The sequence below is a fragment of the Cupriavidus sp. GW823-FHT06D04 genome, assembly GCF_058795055.1.
In genome coordinates this window covers 93772-109299 of the sequence record NZ_JBXAHL010000013.1, presented here as the reverse complement: position 1 = coordinate 109299, position 15528 = coordinate 93772, and the positions used below count along the sequence as shown (strand labels likewise).

Below are 15528 nucleotides of genomic sequence, written 5' to 3'. Positions count from 1 at the left end.
CTCGCTTTCCGGCCGCTGCCAGGCTACGCCTCGCCCTCGTCCGCGGCCGGAAACTTTGTCTGCAGGCTGGTCAGCCAGCGCGCCACCACGTCGATCTCGGCGGCGGTGAAACCTTCGGTCAGCCTGGCATTCAATACCTTCATGCTCGCCTTGGAACGCTGGCGCGCCAGGCGCCCTGCCTCCGTCAGCCACAGGCGCGAGGCACGGCCATCGTTCTCGTCCGGCCGGCGCTCGATCAGGCCGGCCCTTTCGGTCCGCTCCGCCAGGCCGCTCATCCCAGGCGCACCCAGGTCCAGCGCCGCGGCAGCCTCGCTCGTCAGCGCGCCATCGTTGCTGCCCAGGAAGAAAAGCAGTCCGGCCTGGGCTGATGTCACGCCACCCGCGGCAGTGCGCGCTTGTGACCAGCGGTGCAGGCGCCGCTGGCCCACGTTCAACAGGTAGACGAGGCGATGTTCCATGTCTGGTGCGCTATAAATGATGAGATTTCGTTCGCATGCGAATATTATCATGCGCCGGTGTCCCGAATAGCGTGAAGCGCAGCGCCCGGCCTGCACTTGCATTGATGCGAAGCTGTCGCCGTGCCGCCCTCCGTCACACGGCGGCCGACTCCGCGATGCGCCGCGCACGGGCGGCACGCTTGAGGGCTTGCGGCGGCTCGCCGAAGATCCGCAGGAACGCTCGCCGCATGCGCTCCGGGTCGGAGAAGCCGGTCTTGCTCGCGATGCGCTCGATTGTCAGCGCGTCGGCTTCCACGAGCACGCGGGCCATGTCGGCGCGCAAGCGCTCGATGGCACGTGCCGGGGATTGGCCCGTGCTCTGCCGGAACTCGCGGCTGAAATGTCGCGGGCTCATGTTGGCGGCGCTGGCGAGCTGCTCCACCGACAAATCCTGGTGCAGATGATTCCTGGCGTAGGTCAATGCCGCTTGTATGCGGTCTGACTTCGATTCCAGTTCCGACAGCATCGAGAACTGCGACTGCCCCCGGCACGGCGGTGATGAACGACGAGCTTCTTCGCGACCGCCCGCGACACATCGGTCCCGAGGTCTTGCTCCACCAGCGCCAGTGCAAGGTCGATGCATGCCGTCATGCCGGCCGATGTCCACACCGTTCCGTCCCGAACAAAGATTCGGTCCTCCTCGACGCGCACCGCAGGAAAGCGCTGCTGGAGCGTCCTGGCATAGAGCCAATGCGTAGTAGCCCGCCGGCCGTTCAGGATGCCGGCCTCGGCAAAGATGAATGCCCCTGTGCAGATGCTGGCCATGCGCCTGGTCGGCTCGAGTGCCTCGCCAAGCAAGCGCAGCAGCCTGGGCGATGCCGCCGGCACGGAGGAAGCGCCCCCAACCATCAGCGTGTCGTAGGCCAGCGGATCCATCGCGGTGGTCTGGATCGCCGCGCCCATTGAACTCTGCACGGCCCCGCCGCTTTCCGAGACCACATGGATTTCGTAGGCGGGAACCCGCACTTCGAGGTTCGCCATCTCGAAGACTGACGCCGCCGCCATATCGAGCATCTGAAAGCCGGGGAAGAGGGCGAGTCCGATTCGGTTCATGTTGTCCTGAAACGAGGGAAGTTCGTCGTTCAGGACAAAGGCTAGGACCCTATGCTGAAACTGTCAATCCACTCCCGATGGACTTCTCCCAATGAGCGCTATCGACCATGCACAAGGTACCGAATGAACATCATCGCGTTGGCCTGCACAGCTGTCCTCGGTCTGCTTCTGTTCTCACTCGGACTCGCCACCTCGGTGCAGCGGTCCAGGATCGGCGTGCTGAGCGGCTACCCATCCGAGCCTGATCAACTGCTGGCACGGCTGATTCGCGCTCACGGCAACACCACCGAGTACGCGCCGTTCCTTGCGGTGCTCTTCCTGTACCTCGGCACTCAATATCCGCCTGGCTGGGCGGTCTGGTGCATGGCAGGTGCAACCGCCTGCCGCGTGCTCCTGGTGGTTGCACTGCTTGCCTGGCCCTCCATGTCCCGGCCGAATCCGGCCCGCGCGGTTGGTGCCCTGGGAACCTATGCCTTCGGGACAGCCCTTTGCGTGGCCGCCCTCACCGTCTGACCCGGGCTGCCGATGCCGGCAGGGCGGCCACCGTCCAATTCCATTAGTACCTGACCCTTAAGGGGGAATCGCATGAGGACATTGAAAACGTTCATCAGGACTGCAGCGCTTGTTGCCACCGTCAGCAGCCTTGCAGCCGCTGCGAGCACAGCCGCAGCCGCACCGGCTGCGGACAGCCGCACTACCACGGTGGTGTTCGTGCACGGCGCCTTTGCCGACGGATCGGCCTGGGACAAGGTCATTGCCCTGCTCCAGTCCAGGGGGCTTCATGTTGTATCGGTCCAGAACCCGCTGTCTTCCCTGGCCGACGACGTGGCCGCCACGCGCCGCGCGCTCGACATGCAGGCCGGACCGGTCGTGCTGGTGGGGCATTCCTGGGGCGGTGCGGTGATCTCTGAAGTCGGACAGCATGAGCGCGTCAAGGCCCTGGTCTATGTCGCAGCGTTTGCACCTTCGGAAAACCAGTCGGTGGCGGACCTGGCCAAGGACTACCCGAAACCCGAGGGATCCAACTTCATCGTCGCTGACAAGGACGGATTCCTGACGCTGACACCCGAGGGGATGTCCAAACACTTCGCCCAGGACGTGCCGGCGGCCCAGACCCGGATCATGGCGGCGACACAGGGACCCATCAGCGGCAAGAGCTTCGAGGACAAGGTCACGGTTGCCGCATGGCGGACCAGGCCGTCCTGGTACATCCTCAGCGAGCAGGATCACATGATCCAGCCCGCCTTGCAGAAAGCGATGGCACAGAAGATCTCCGCCCGCATCGTGACACTACCGACGAGCCACGTACCGCAGCTGTCAAGGCCGAAGCAGGTTGCGGACGCCATCTACGCCGCCGCGGTGTATCAGCCGAAACCCGACGTGCACCCGCCAAAACCACGCCGCTGACCGGATTCCACTTTCCCTCTACCTGGTATCGATATGAAACTCCGCGTAACACGCACTGCACCTGCCATCGCCACGCTCGCTTTATGCCTGGCTCAATTGGCCTTGCCAAGCCACGCCCAGGCGTTGCCGGCCGCCGAAGGCGGCGCAATCCCGCAACGCGCGGCGGCCGAAGACGCATCCATTCGCCCCTTCCACGCCAGCTTCCCGCAAGCGGCACTGACCGACCTGCGCCAGCGTATCGCCGCCACGCGCTGGCCGGACCGCGAGACGGTATCCGATCAATCGCAGGGCGTGCAGCTGGCGAAGATCCAGGAACTGGTGCGCTATTGGGGCAACGACTACGACTGGTTCAAGGCAGAGCAAAAGCTGAACGCCTACCCCCAGTTCGTTACCAGGATCGACGGACTCGACATCCACTTCCTTCATGTGCGATCGCGCCATCCCAATGCGCTGCCGCTCGTCATCACCCACGGTTGGCCGGGCTCGGTCTTTGAACTGCTGAAGGTGATTGGCCCGCTCACCGATCCCACCGCCTATGGCGGCAGTGCCGAGGACGCCTTCGATGTAGTGATTCCGTCGATGCCCGGCTACGGCTTCTCCGGCAAACCCGTCGGCACCGGCTGGGGCCCCGACCGCATTGCAGGCGCGTGGGATGTGTTGATGAAGCGGCTGGGCTACACACGCTATGTGTCACAGGGCGGCGACTGGGGCTCGGTCGTGGCGCATGCGCAGGGCCGCCAGGCGCCACAGGGATTGCTCGGCATTCACGTCAATATGCCCGCCACCGTGCCAGCGGACGTCGCCCGCGCGCTGAAGAACGGCGAAGCGGCGCCGGCCGGCCTGTCCGCCGCCGAAAAGTCAGCCTTCGAGTCGATGAACAAGTTGTATACGCTGGGCGGCGGCTATGCCGCGATGATGGTGACCCGCCCACAGACCGTGGGCTATGGCCTGGCAGATTCCCCCGCAGGGCAGGCGGCATGGATGTATGACAAGTTTGCCGCCTGGACCTTCAGCGGAGGCAATCCCGAGCGCTCGCTGACCAGGGACGAGATGCTCGACGACATCACGCTCTACTGGCTCACCAACAGCGCCACGTCGTCCGCGCAGCTATATTGGGAGAACAACACCAACAACTTCAACGCAGCGGAGCAGATGACAGGACAGATCAAGGTGCCTGTAGGCGTGACGGTATTTCCCGGCGAGCTCTATCAAGCCCCGCGCACCTGGGCCGAGCGCGCCTACCCCAGGCTGACCTACTTCAACAAGGTCGACAAGGGAGGCCACTTCGCGGCATGGGAAGAGCCGCAGCTGTTCGCTCAAGAGCTGCGCGCAGCGTTCAGGTCTCTGCGCTGAGCGCGGCAGGCGGGCGGCGGCGGGTGCTGGGGCATGGCAATGCCCGCAGCGCCCGGGCCGCCCTTGTTTCGTGCCCGCTTATCCGGGCGCATGGTCCGGGGCATGCCGGACCATGCGCACCGATGGCCTGCGCCACCCAGCTCCGATGCCAGCGCCGACAGCGTCATGGCAGCCAGTATCAGCAATCTGCGCATTGCGCCCCTCATGCGTCAGCGCCTGTCTACATCGAGCACCGCCTGCGCAAATGCGGTGGGCGCTTCCTGCGGCGGGTTGTGGCCGATCCCGCCCGTCAGGTTCCGGTGCTCGTAGCGGCCCGTGAACTTGCTGGCATAGGCGCTCGGCTCGGGGTGCGGCGCGCCGTTGGCATCGCCTTCCATGGTGATGGTGGGCACGCCGATGGCGGGCGCCGTGGCGAGCCGCTTCTCGAAGTCGTCGAACCTGGCTTCGCCGCTGGCCAACCCCTGCCGCCAGCGGTAGTTGTGGATGGTGATTTCCACGTGGTCGGGATTGTCGAAGGCGGCGGCGCTGCGGTTGAACGTCGCATCATCGAACTGCCATTGCGGCGATGCCAGTTTCCAGATCAGCCTGGCGAACTGGTGCGTGTACTTCTGGTAGCCGGCGCGGCCCCGATCGGTGGAGAAATAGAACTGGTACCACCACTGGAGCTCGGCCTCAGGCGGTAGCGGCTGCTTGCCGGCTGCCTGGTTGCCGATCAGGTAGCCGCTGACCGAGACCAGCCCCCTGCAGCGGTCCGGCCAGATCGCCGCCATGATGTCGGCGGTGCGCGCGCCCCAGTCAAAGCCGGCCACTACGGCATTGCGGATATTCAGCGCGTCCATCAGCGCGATCATGTCGGCGGCTATCGCTACGGGCTGGCCGTTGCGCATGGTGTCGGCAGACAGGAAGGACGTCGAGCCGAAGCCACGCAGGTGGGGAATGATCACCCGATAGCCGCGGGCCGCAAGCAGCGGTGCCACGTCGACAAAGCTGTGGATGTCGTAGGGCCAGCCGTGCAGCAGCAGCGCGACCGGCCCTGTGGCAGGGCCGGCCTCGGCGTAGCCGATATTGAGCACGCCGGCGTTGACGTGCTTGACCGGCGCGAAGCTGGCATGGGTGCCCGGCGTGGTCAAGGGCAGCGCCGGCGCCTTCGACACACCGGTTTGCGCGCGGGCGGCCTGCGGCAGCCCGAACGGCGCGGAGGCCAGCGTCACTGCCGCTGCACCCAGAAAGCCTCGACGAGGTAGATCGACTGTCTTCGACATTTTCTTCTCCTGTTTGCGTGATCAATGTGAGCACGAGTCTAGGCGGCCACGGCACGCGGCATGTGTCGGATTTCAGGGGATTTGTATCGCTGTGTATTGATCCGCGATGGCGACATACTTGGATACAAAGCAGCCCGGCTGACGGACTGCCACGCCAGTCAAGCGGACTCTCCCTGCGGCACGCCTTGCGGCATTGGCCTGTTGCCCTGATCTGGAAGATTGCAATAAGCATTACCTGCACGAGCGCACGCCACACCGTTGTCGCGCGGGCGCTCCCCCGCATAAGCCACCGTGGCGCTCGCCGCGATCAGCGCGGCAGACAGGAAGCGCTTGCACAGACTGATTGTCATGGTCATTCCCTCATCAATGCGCGTCTGCCGACGGACCCTTCGGCGCTCCAACCTTGCGCATCAGCGGCACCATGGCGGTGGCGATCGCGAAGCAGACCAGGATCAGCAGGAAAATGTCGCCAAAGGTCTGGGTCTGCGCCTCGCGCCAGGCCAGCGCCCACAATTGCCTGAGGGCCGCGGTCTGCGCATCGAGGGCATCGTGCCCGACCGCCACGAACTGGTCGCTGATCCCTTGCAACAGGTTGCCCATGGCTTCATTGCGGATGTTCAGGTGCTCTGCCTCGCGCAGGAAGTGCATGTTGCCGCGGTTGTTGAGGGCGGTCGCGCAGGCCGCGATGCCGATGGCCCCGCCCAGGTTGCGCATCAGGTTGAACAGCCCGGACGCAAGCTTGAGCCGCGCCGGCGGCAGGCTGCCCAGGGTCAGTGTCACCGTGGGCGCCACCGCGAACTGCTGGCCCATGCCGCGCAGCGCCTGCGGCAGCAGCAGCTGCGCCGCGCCCCAGTCGTGCGTGATGGGCGCGAAGTACCACATCGACACCGCGAACAGCCCCAGGCCGATCATCATCAGCCAGCGCAGGTCGACCCGGTTGGCCAGGAAGGCATAGAGCGGGATCGACGCCATCTGGAACACGCCGGTGGAAAACACCGCCAGCCCGATATCGAGCGCGCTGAAGCCGCGCACGCGCCCCAGGAACAGCGGCGTCAGGTAGATGGTGGCAAAGATGCCGATGCCGGTGACAAAGGAAAAGAAGCAGCCAAGCGCGAAGTTCCGGTCCTTGAGCGCGCGCAGGTCCACCACGGGGTTGGCATAGGTCAGCGTGCGCCAGATGAAGCCCACGCCCGACAGGCCGGAGATCCAGGCGGTGGCCAGGATCACGTCGTCGCCGAACCAGTCCCAGCGCGGCCCTTCCTCCAGCGTGTATTCGAGGCAACCCAGGAACAGCGCCATCAGCACCATGCCCAGGTAATCGGCACCGCGCACCAGCGACCAGTCGGGCCGGTCGACCTTGACCAGCAGCGGCACGGCGACGGTGACGAAGATGCCCGGCACCAGGTTGATGAAGAACAGCCAGTGCCAGGAATAGTGATCGGTGATCCAGCCGCCGATGGTGGGCCCCAGCGTCGGCGCCAGCGAGGCCAGCCCGCCGACCGTGGCAGCGGCGATGACACGCTGGGGGCCGACGAAGAAGGCAAAGGCCGTGGTGAACACCATCGGGATCATCGAGCCGCCCAGGAAACCCTGCAGCGCCCGGAACACGATCATGCTGTTGATGTCCCACGCCACCCCGCACAGCAGGCTGGCCACCGTGAAGCCCGCCGCGGAGGCGGCGAACAGCCAGCGCGTCGACATCACGCGCGACAGCCAGCCGGACAAGGGAATCACGATGATCTCGGCGATCAGGTAGCTGGTCTGCACCCACACGGTTTCATCGGCGCCGGCCGAGAGCGCGCCGCCGATATCGCGCAACGAGGCGGAGACAATCTGGATATCCAGCAAGGCGATGAACATGCCCACGCACATCGTGCTGAAGGCGAACACCTTGGCGGCAGTGGACATCTCGTCCGGCATCGCCACGGCGGACGCAGGGGTGGTCAGGGTGGCCGTGGTCATCACTGCACCTGCTTGCCTGGCTGCGTGTTGACCTGGGCGATCACCGACAGCCCCGGGCGCAGGACGCCAAGCCGGGCGTCCTGCTCGTCCAGGCGGATCCGCACCGGCACGCGCTGGACGATCTTGGTGAAGTTGCCGGTGGCATTCTCCGGCGGCAACACGCTGAACTGCGCACCGGTGGCCGGCGCCAGGCTGGCGACGTGGCCATGGAAGACCCGCCCCGGCAGCACATCGGCTTCAATTTCGACCGCCATGCCGGGGCGCATGTGCGCCAGTTGCCCTTCCTTGAAGTTGGCGTCCACCCACAGCCCGCTGGCCGGCACGATGGACAGCAACTGGCTGCCGGCACCGGCAAAGGCGCCGACGCGGGCGCGCCGGTTGCCCACGGTGCCATCCACGGGCGCGCGCAGTTCCGTATAGCCAAGATTCAGCTTCGCGATGTCGCGCTCGGCGGTCGCCTGCGCCAGTGACGCCTGCGCCTGCTGCTTCTGCGTGCCGATCACGTCCAGCTGGCGCTGCGCGGCCAGCAGCGCGGCACGCGCCTTCTCGCCATTGGCCTGGGCCTGCTTGTAGTCCGAGTCAGCCTTCTGCGAGCTCTGGATGGAGACAGCCGCCTTCGCCACCAGGCTGGCGTAGCGCACCTGGTCGTCGCGCGCCCGTACGGTGTCTGCATTAGTCGCCGAGATGCCGGCCTTGGCCTGGGCGATGACCGCCTCCTGCAGGCGCGCGGTGGCATCCAGGTTTGCCAGCAGTGCCTGTTGCGCCGCCACGGCGCCTTCGGCCTTGGCCAGTGCGGCGCGGTAGTCGCGGTCGTCGATGCGCACCAGCACATCGCCCGCGTGGACCGTCTGGTTGTCCGTCACCGCGACTTCCGCGATGTAGCCCCCGACCTTGGCGCCGATCACCGTGACATCGCCGCCAACGTAGGCGTCGTCGGTACGCTGCAGGTGGCGAGCCGATGTCCACCAGTGGTAGCCGTATCCGATCGCGGCCAATCCGGCCACAACCAGCGCGCCGGTCGCCAGCAGCCGCTTGGGGCTGGCCTTGGATTTCGAAGCGGGAACGGGTTCGGTACCCGCCCGTTCAGTCAGCGTATTACTGCTCATGGCACTTCCTTTCTGCTTTCAGGACTTATCCCGCCTGCGAGGCGGCATGGGTGGAGGGTTCGGTAGGGTTCGGGAGAGTTCGGGTCAGGCTTCGGCCGAGCGGTCCAGCCGGCGCCGCAGGCCGTCGGTAGCCGCCGGCCCGGGGGCGATGTGGAAATCGGGGTCGGTGACGGGGCGACCGCTGGCGGCATCGACCAGTACCGGCTCGACACGCTCGCCAGTGAGTCGGTTGGCCAGCTGCACGCTTTGGCCCTCGGGCGCGAGATGCTTGTTGGCCCAGGCCAGCATGGCCAGCAGGACCGGGCGGAAGTCATGGCCGCGCTCGGTCAGGATGTACTCGGAACGCGGCGGGCGGTCGCAGTACGGGCGGCGCTCCAGCATGCCGTCCTCCACCAGCGAGTGCAGGCGGCGGGTCAGCATGTTGGGGGCGATGCCCAGGTTCTGCTGGAACTCATCAAAGCGCGTCACGCCGTAGAACGCTTCGCGCAGGATCAGGACGCTCCAGCTGTCGGCAACGCGGGCCACCGTGCGAGCGATGGGGCAAGGCGTATCAGCAAGCGGCTTTCTGTGCATGACTGGCTTCCTCGGAAAATGTGGTTGCTATCAATTTGAAAGTTAGTCTAGAGTAGTAACTATCATCATGCAAGTTAGTTTTTGGCTTGTGCTTTATTCGTCGCTGTTGAAAGGTGTCCGTCATGCCCCAAAGTCCATTCCGTCCCCCGCTCCGGCGCACCCGCGCCGGTATCGCCCGCCTCCTGCCCACCCTGCTTGCGGCCAGCGCCGCGGCCGCCCTGGTGGCCTGCGCTGCCGGCCCCGATTACCACATGCCGGCCTCGGATATGCCTGCGGCCTACCCGCACGCAGCGGCGCTGGACGCCCGCGAGGCCCCGCAGCCCGCGCCGTCACTGGACAGCTGGTGGCTGGGCTTTGACGATCCCGCGCTGACGCGCGTCATCCAGCGCGCGCTGGAGCAGAACCTGGACCTGGCGGCGGCGATTGCGCGGGTCGACCAGGCGCGCGCCGCGGCCAGCCACGCCGGCGCTGAACTGCTGCCGCAGGCCTCGTTGTCCGGCAGCGTGGCCACGCAGCGCCAGTCGCTGGAGGGGCCTTTGGGCAGCCTCGGCAAGAACGCGCCGGGTTTTGACCGCAACAAGACGGTGTACAGCGCTGGTGTGGGGGCAAGCTGGGAGATCGACGTGGCCGGCGGCCTGCGGCGCGGCGCCGAGGCCGCCAGCGCGGAGGCCCAGGCCGCGGAAGCCGAGCACATGGGCGTGCGCGTGCTGGTGGCCGCCGAAGCGGCCGATGCCTACTTCCGTGTGCGCGGCGCGCAGCAGCGCATCGCCATCGCGCAACAGCAGGTGCGGACCAATGCCAAGCTGCTTGAACTGGTGCAGCTGCGGCTGGCCGACGGCATTGGCGCCGAGCGGGAACGGGCCCAGGCGGAAGCACAGCTGGCACAGACCCGCGTGACCATCCCGCCGCTGCAGATCGAGCTGGAGACACAGCTGAATCGGCTCGATGTCTTGATGGGCGCGCATCCGGGCACCTATGCCGCCGAACTCCTGACGCCAACCGAGCGCACCGCCGTGCCGCAGATCGCCGTGGCGCAAGGTCCGGCCAACCTGCTGCAACGCCGCCCGGACGTGATTGCCGCGGAGCGCCGGCTGGCGGCATCCAGTGCCCGCATCGGCGTGGCCACTGCCGAGTACTACCCGAAGCTGTCGCTGTCAGCGCTGCTCGGCTTCGAGAGCCTCTCCGCCGGCAAGCTGTTCACCGGGTCCGCCTTCCAGCCCGCCGCGATCGCGGGACTGCGCTGGCGCCTGTTCGACTTCGGCCGGGTCGACGCCGAAGTGGCGCAGGCCAAGGGCGCCAACGCCGAGGCCCTGGCCACCTACCGCAAGGCCATGCTGCGCGCCACCGAGGACGTGGAGAACGCGATCATTACGCTGACCCAGCTGGAGTTGCAGGGCAAGGAGCTGACCGTGGAAGTGGCTGCGCACGCGCGCTCGCGCGGCGCCGCCGAGGACGCCTACAAGGGCGGCGCGGTCAGCCTGTTCGAAGTGCTGGAGGAAGACCGCCTGCTGCTGGCGGCGCGCGACCAGCAGGCACGTGTGGGCGCCGACAATGCCCGCGCGGCGGTGGCAACGTTCCGTGCGCTGGGGGGCGGCTGGTAACGTAGCGGGCGGCGGCTCAACCCACCCTGAGCCGCGCCTCCAGGCCACCGCCCTCGCGATTGCGCAGCGTCAGTGAGCCGCCGATGGCCAGCGCAAGCTGGTGCGCAATCGCCAGGCCCAGGCCGGTGCCGCCGGTCTCCCGGTTGCGCGATGCCTCAAGCCGGACAAACGGCTGCAGCACGGACTCGAGCTGCTCAGCCGGGATGCCGGGCCCGCGGTCGAGCACGCTGATGGTCACCGCGCCGCCGTCCTCGCGGTGCACGCTCAGCTCCGCCGCCCCGCCGAACTTGAGCGCGTTGTCGGTCAGGTTGGTCAGGATGCGGCGCAAGGCGTGCGGGCGCGTGTCGAGGGTACCGCCGGCACGCTGCAGGATGGTGACGGCCTTGCCGGTGTCCTGGTAGTCGTAGACCAGGCTCTCGACGAACGAGCCGATGTCGATCCGCGACCGCGTCTCGCCATCGCCATGCATGGCGCGCGCGTAGGCCAGCCCCTCCTTCACCAGCGTCTCGATCTCGGTGAGGTCTTGCACCAGCTTGCGCTTGTCTTCAGAGTCTTCCGTCATTTCGGCGCGCAGCTTCATCCGCGTGATCGGCGTCTGCAGGTCGTGGGAGATCGCGGCCAGGATCTGCACGCGCTCTTCGACAAAGCGGGCAATACGCTCGCGCATGGCATTGAATGCGCGCGCGGCACGCACCAGCTCGGTGGGCCCGGTCTCGCCCAGCGGCTGGGTCCTGGCATTCGGGTCGAGCGCGTCGGCGGCATTGGCCAGCGCCACCAGGGGGCGGATCGCCAGGCGCACGGCAAGCCAGCAGCACAGGACCAGCAGCAGCAACTGGATCCCCAGCACATAAGGCAGCCATTGCGCCACCGGCGTCGGCTTAGGATGCACGTCGATGGTCAGCGGGCTGCCATCGCTGAGGGTCAGGTGGGCCTGCATGCGCTTGCCCTGGCCGGGGATGGACTCGACCCTGACCGCGAAGCGGCCGCCGCTCGCTTCCATGATCCGGTCGGCAACTTCCGTGGCCTGCGCGGTCATCTCCGGCACGCCTGGCAGGCCCGGCCCCAGGATGTATTGGTAGGCGCCGCGATTCACGTGGCGCAGCCACTGCGGGCGCTCCGCCGCGGGCAAGCGGTCCAGGATGGCGATCGAGGTGGAGACGTCAGTCTCCAGGGTGCCGAGCATGATCTTGCGCGCGGTGATGTAGCGCTCGGCAAACAGGACGCCAAACGACAAGCCGTGGGCGACGATAAGCCCGGCCAGCAGGATCAGGAACAGCCGCGAGCCCATCGTACGGGGCCAGGGCAAGGCACGGAGATTCACTGGCGTGCCTCCCGGATCTCCACGGGCGTCGAGAAGACATAGCCCTCGCTGCGCACGGTCTTGATGTAGCGGGGCTCGCGCGCATCGTCCCTGAGGTGCTGGCGCAAGCGGCTGACCAGCAGGTCGATCGAGCGTTCGAACATTTCCGCTTCGCGGCCCTGCGTCAGGCTGAGCAGCTGGTCGCGGTTAAGCACGCGCTGCGGATGGTCGACAAAGACGCGCAGCAGCCGGTATTCCGCGCCGCTCAGCGCGACGATGACGCCATCCTGGTCAATCAGGTGGCGCGCGGTGGTGTCGAGCTGCCAGTCGCCAAATGCAAGCAGCTGCCCGGCCTCGGTGATCTGCAGGTTGGGCGGAAGCATCCGGGTCCGCCTCAGCACCGCCTTGATGCGGGCCAGCAGCTCGCGTGCGGCGAAAGGCTTGGCAAGGTAGTCGTCGGCGCCCATTTCCAGGCCGACGATGCGGTCGGTCTCGTCGCTGCGCGCGGTCAGCATCAGCACCGGGGTGGCCTTGTGCTTGCCTGCCCGCAGTTCACGGCACAGCACCAGGCCATCGTCGCCCGGCATCATTACATCCAGCACGATCAGGTCGACGCTGTTGACGTCCAGGAACGACCGCATGTGCCGCCCGTCAGGCACCACGGTAACGCGCAAGCCGTTCTTGGTGAGGTAGGTTGAGATCAGTTCACGGATCTCGCGGTCGTCATCCACGATCAGGATGTGGTCGGTGTGTGCGTCCATCGGCGTCACCTTGGCAGATTGATTGAAAACCGCCAGGCGCGGCGCCGGGCACCGAAAGATTAACGCAATACGGCGCGACGGGTATTCCCCCGTCGCGCCGTCGGGAACCACCCGCGGTGCGCCGGCGCGCGCCGCGGGGGTGTCCGCTCAATGCCCTGCGCTCTGGCCGCCGTCTACATGCAGGATCTCGCCCGTGACGAACGGTGCGCTGTCGAGATACAGGACAGCATCGACGATATCGCGCATCTCGCCCATATGACCCACCGGGTGCAGCGCGCCCAGCCCCGCATGGGTTTCGGGCGGATGCATCGGCGACTTGATGATGCCGGGCGAGACAGCATTCGCGCGGATGCCGGTCTTGGCGTACTCGATGGCCAGCGACTTGGTCGCGGCGTTCAGGCCACCCTTGGTCAGCGAGGCCAGCACCGACGGCACCCCGCTGATCGCATGGTCGACCAGGCTGGTCGTGATGCTGACCACGTGGCCGCTGCGCTGCTTCTCCATTTCGGCGATGGCCAGCTGCGTGATATGGAAGAAGCCCGTCAGGTTGATGCCGGTGGCGGCCGCGTAGTCCTCGTCGGTATAGCTGGTGAACGGCTTGGCGATGAAGATGCCGGCGTTGTTGACCAGGGTATCGATGCGCCCGAACCTTGCCACGGCCTCGGCGATGACGCGGCGCGCCGTGGACGGATCGGCGATATCGCCGGCGACTGCCAGGATGTCCTGGTCGTCCGACTGCTTGATGGTGCGCGCGGTGGCGACAACGCGATGGCCACGTTCCCGGAACGCCTTGACCAGTTCAGCGCCAATGCCTTGCGATGCGCCCGTGATGACAACGACTTTCTGTGCTGCGCTCATTTTCTTGAACCTCGATGTAGATTGAATCGGCTTGCTTGCCGATCGGGCCGGCGGCTCCGATGGGTTCCAATCTAGGCAATTCCCTTTCGCATTCGAAGACCTCGGCGGCACAAACAGTCTTGCGCCACAAGCACAAATAGAGCGGGACGAATCCTCCGGCGCCCATGGCAAACGCAGCCTCGCGGTCACTTCGGCGCCAGCCACAGCCCGGACATCGACTTCTGCCAATGGCGCACATATGATGGATACATCGCTTGATCCGGTGCGAGACATGAAACGGCAATTCGACGACCTTCAGCTTGGCAGCATCGAGCTGTTCTGCCTGGCCGCGGAGCTGGGCAGCTTCACCGCGGCGGCAGTGGCCGCGGGCGTGACACCGCCCGCAGTCAGCCGCACTGTGCAAAGGCTGGAGGAGCGCCTGGGGGTGCGGCTCTTCGTGCGGACCACGCGCCAGATCCGCCTGACCGACGAAGGCCGGGTGTATTTCGAGCAGAGCCGCGTCGCACTGGCGCAGCTGGTGGATGCGGAGCGGCAGATCAGCGGCCAGCAGGCAGCCCCTGCGGGGCGCTTGCGGATCAGCCTGCCGACCCCTTACGCGCACTATCGCGTGCTGCCAGTGCTGCCGGCATTCCGCGAGCGCTACCCCGAAGTCGAGATCGACGTGCACATCAGCAACCGCAATGTGGATTTCGCCGATGACACCTATGACCTGTCGGTGCGCGGGCGTGCGCCGGATGACTCGAACCTGATCGCGCGCAAGCTGGAAGACGCTGAGCTGGTGGTGGTGGCAACGCCTGGCTATCTGGGGCGTGCCGGCACGCCGCAGTCATTGGAAGACCTGCTCAGGCATGAGTGCATCCAGTTCGAGCGCCCTAGCAGCGGCCGGCGGATCCCATGGACGTTCCAGGTCAACGGCGAGGACACGGATATCGTGACCGCCGGCTCGTATGCGGCGTCAGAAGACATCCTGGGCGGGGCCACGCTGGTGCGCGCCGGCGCGGGCCTGTTCCAGACCTACCGCTTCGTGGTGGAACAGGACCTGCGCGACGGCACGCTGGTGGAGGTGCTGAAGGACTACGGCGGCAGTACGCGCCCCTTTGTGCTGCTATACCCGTCCGCGCGCCACGTCTCGCGCCGGGTACGGGCGTTCGTCGACTTCCTGGTCGAGAAATTCTCAGCGTAACGGCACAAGCCGCGCTGCTTATTCAGGCCGGATCTGGGCAATGACCACGAGGATCACGGCCGCATTCGCCGGCTGCTGGAAGTGCGAGGAAATGGTTCGCGCGTGGCCGGCCTTCTCTACCAGCACCTCGCCAAACAGGTCGGAGGCACCGTCGAGCACCGCCGGCTGCCCGAACCAGCCGTGCGCGCTGGAAATGTGCCCGTCGACGCGGACGATGTGGTCCAGGCGCTCGAAGCCACCCAGATAGGCATGGATCTGCGCCAGCACGTTGAGCGCCGCCAGCTGGGCGGCACGCTTGCCCTGCCCGACATCCAGGTCCTTGCCGACCTGGCCTTGCCAGACCACCTTGCCATCCTGCAAAGGCAACTGCCCGGAAATGAACAGCAGGTCGCCGGCCTGGCTGACCGCGGTATAGCTGCCGAGGGGCTGCGGGGGCTGCGGCAGCACCAGGCCGCGCGCTGCGAGACGTTCTTGCACAGACATGCTGGCTCCAATCAGGTGAGGGTCACGCGACCAACTCTATGTGCGCGCCGGCCTGGGATAAAGGCATGGCGCGGAACAGGAATTGGTACCTGGGGTAACAAGTCGGATGCCCGGCTGCCTTCCATGCCC

General features: G+C 66.5%; 15 protein-coding genes and 1 pseudogene. 5 read left to right on the top strand and 11 right to left on the bottom strand.

Features of this window, described 5'->3' with window-relative positions:
• Positions 1 to 23: 23 nt before the first annotated feature.
• Both AC1Q7H_RS18075 and AC1Q7H_RS18070 read right to left on the bottom strand, forming a co-directional pair.
• Positions 24 to 458 carry a MarR family winged helix-turn-helix transcriptional regulator gene (locus AC1Q7H_RS18075; RefSeq protein ID WP_211981763.1) on the bottom strand — a complete coding sequence of 145 codons (435 nt, stop codon included), beginning with the start codon at positions 456 to 458 and terminating at the stop codon, positions 24 to 26.
• A 133-nt stretch (positions 459 to 591) separates the two neighbouring features.
• Positions 592 to 1550, bottom strand: a pseudogene (locus AC1Q7H_RS18070) (GlxA family transcriptional regulator).
• Between the two features lie 123 nt (positions 1551 to 1673).
• Between AC1Q7H_RS18070 and AC1Q7H_RS18065 the strand changes: the two are divergent.
• The 3 genes from AC1Q7H_RS18065 (at position 1674) to AC1Q7H_RS18055 (ending at position 4310) form a co-directional block, all read left to right on the top strand.
• Positions 1674 to 2063: an MAPEG family protein gene (locus AC1Q7H_RS18065; RefSeq protein ID WP_211981767.1), complete on the top strand. Its 390-nt coding sequence runs from the start codon at positions 1674 to 1676 to the stop codon at positions 2061 to 2063.
• Between the two features lie 72 nt (positions 2064 to 2135).
• Positions 2136 to 2957: an alpha/beta fold hydrolase gene (locus AC1Q7H_RS18060; protein ID WP_492381523.1), complete on the top strand. Its 822-nt coding sequence runs from the start codon at positions 2136 to 2138 to the stop codon at positions 2955 to 2957.
• A gap of 33 nt (positions 2958 to 2990) precedes the next feature.
• Entirely contained in the window at positions 2991 to 4310 is a 1320-nt protein-coding gene (locus AC1Q7H_RS18055; protein WP_492381522.1) for an epoxide hydrolase family protein, read from the top strand.
• Positions 4311 to 4519: 209 nt separating this feature from the next.
• Here AC1Q7H_RS18055 and AC1Q7H_RS18050 read toward each other — a convergent pair whose 3' ends face one another.
• The 5 genes from AC1Q7H_RS18050 to AC1Q7H_RS18030 form a co-directional block, all read right to left on the bottom strand.
• Positions 4520 to 5572: an alpha/beta fold hydrolase gene (locus AC1Q7H_RS18050; RefSeq protein WP_211981771.1), complete on the bottom strand. Its 1053-nt coding sequence runs from the start codon at positions 5570 to 5572 to the stop codon at positions 4520 to 4522.
• A gap of 158 nt (positions 5573 to 5730) precedes the next feature.
• Positions 5731 to 5922 carry a hypothetical protein gene (locus AC1Q7H_RS18045; RefSeq protein ID WP_211981772.1) on the bottom strand — a complete coding sequence of 64 codons (192 nt, stop codon included), beginning with the start codon at positions 5920 to 5922 and terminating at the stop codon, positions 5731 to 5733.
• Between the two features lie 13 nt (positions 5923 to 5935).
• On the bottom strand, positions 5936 to 7534 hold the full coding sequence (locus AC1Q7H_RS18040) for a DHA2 family efflux MFS transporter permease subunit (RefSeq protein WP_371827404.1): 1599 nt from the start codon (positions 7532 to 7534) through the stop codon (positions 5936 to 5938).
• Positions 7534 to 8640, bottom strand: a complete 1107-nt coding sequence (locus tag AC1Q7H_RS18035; RefSeq protein ID WP_211981773.1) for an HlyD family secretion protein — start codon at positions 8638 to 8640, stop codon at positions 7534 to 7536. The genes AC1Q7H_RS18040 and AC1Q7H_RS18035 overlap by 1 nt, the downstream gene beginning before the upstream one ends.
• An 84-nt stretch (positions 8641 to 8724) precedes the next feature.
• Positions 8725 to 9213 carry a winged helix-turn-helix transcriptional regulator gene (locus tag AC1Q7H_RS18030; RefSeq protein ID WP_211981774.1) on the bottom strand — a complete coding sequence of 163 codons (489 nt, stop codon included), beginning with the start codon at positions 9211 to 9213 and terminating at the stop codon, positions 8725 to 8727.
• A 122-nt stretch (positions 9214 to 9335) separates the two neighbouring features.
• On the opposite strand from AC1Q7H_RS18030, the gene AC1Q7H_RS18025 reads away from it, so the two are divergent.
• Positions 9336 to 10814, top strand: coding sequence for an efflux transporter outer membrane subunit (locus AC1Q7H_RS18025; protein WP_492378096.1), 1479 nt, complete (start codon positions 9336 to 9338; stop codon positions 10812 to 10814).
• A gap of 16 nt (positions 10815 to 10830) precedes the next feature.
• On the opposite strand, the gene AC1Q7H_RS18020 is transcribed toward AC1Q7H_RS18025, so the two are convergent.
• The 3 genes from AC1Q7H_RS18020 to AC1Q7H_RS18010 form a co-directional block, all read right to left on the bottom strand.
• Positions 10831 to 12135, bottom strand: a complete 1305-nt coding sequence (locus AC1Q7H_RS18020) for a sensor histidine kinase (protein WP_114130551.1) — start codon at positions 12133 to 12135, stop codon at positions 10831 to 10833.
• Positions 12132 to 12875, bottom strand: a complete 744-nt coding sequence (locus AC1Q7H_RS18015; protein ID WP_492381521.1) for a response regulator — start codon at positions 12873 to 12875, stop codon at positions 12132 to 12134. Before AC1Q7H_RS18015 ends, AC1Q7H_RS18020 begins: the two co-directional genes overlap by 4 nt.
• 147 nt (positions 12876 to 13022) lie before the next feature.
• Positions 13023 to 13733, bottom strand: coding sequence for an SDR family NAD(P)-dependent oxidoreductase (locus AC1Q7H_RS18010; RefSeq protein ID WP_211981776.1), 711 nt, complete (start codon positions 13731 to 13733; stop codon positions 13023 to 13025).
• A 271-nt stretch (positions 13734 to 14004) separates the two neighbouring features.
• Between AC1Q7H_RS18010 and AC1Q7H_RS18005 the strand changes: the two genes are divergently transcribed.
• The gene (locus AC1Q7H_RS18005) at positions 14005 to 14916 is read left to right on the top strand and encodes a LysR family transcriptional regulator (RefSeq protein ID WP_492381520.1); all 912 of its coding nucleotides are present in this window, start codon (positions 14005 to 14007) and stop codon (positions 14914 to 14916) included.
• An 18-nt stretch (positions 14917 to 14934) separates the two neighbouring features.
• Here the strand turns inward: AC1Q7H_RS18005 and AC1Q7H_RS18000 are convergent, their stop codons facing one another.
• Positions 14935 to 15399: a RidA family protein gene (locus tag AC1Q7H_RS18000; protein WP_492381519.1), complete on the bottom strand. Its 465-nt coding sequence runs from the start codon at positions 15397 to 15399 to the stop codon at positions 14935 to 14937.
• Between the last annotated feature and the right edge of the window lie 129 nt (positions 15400 to 15528).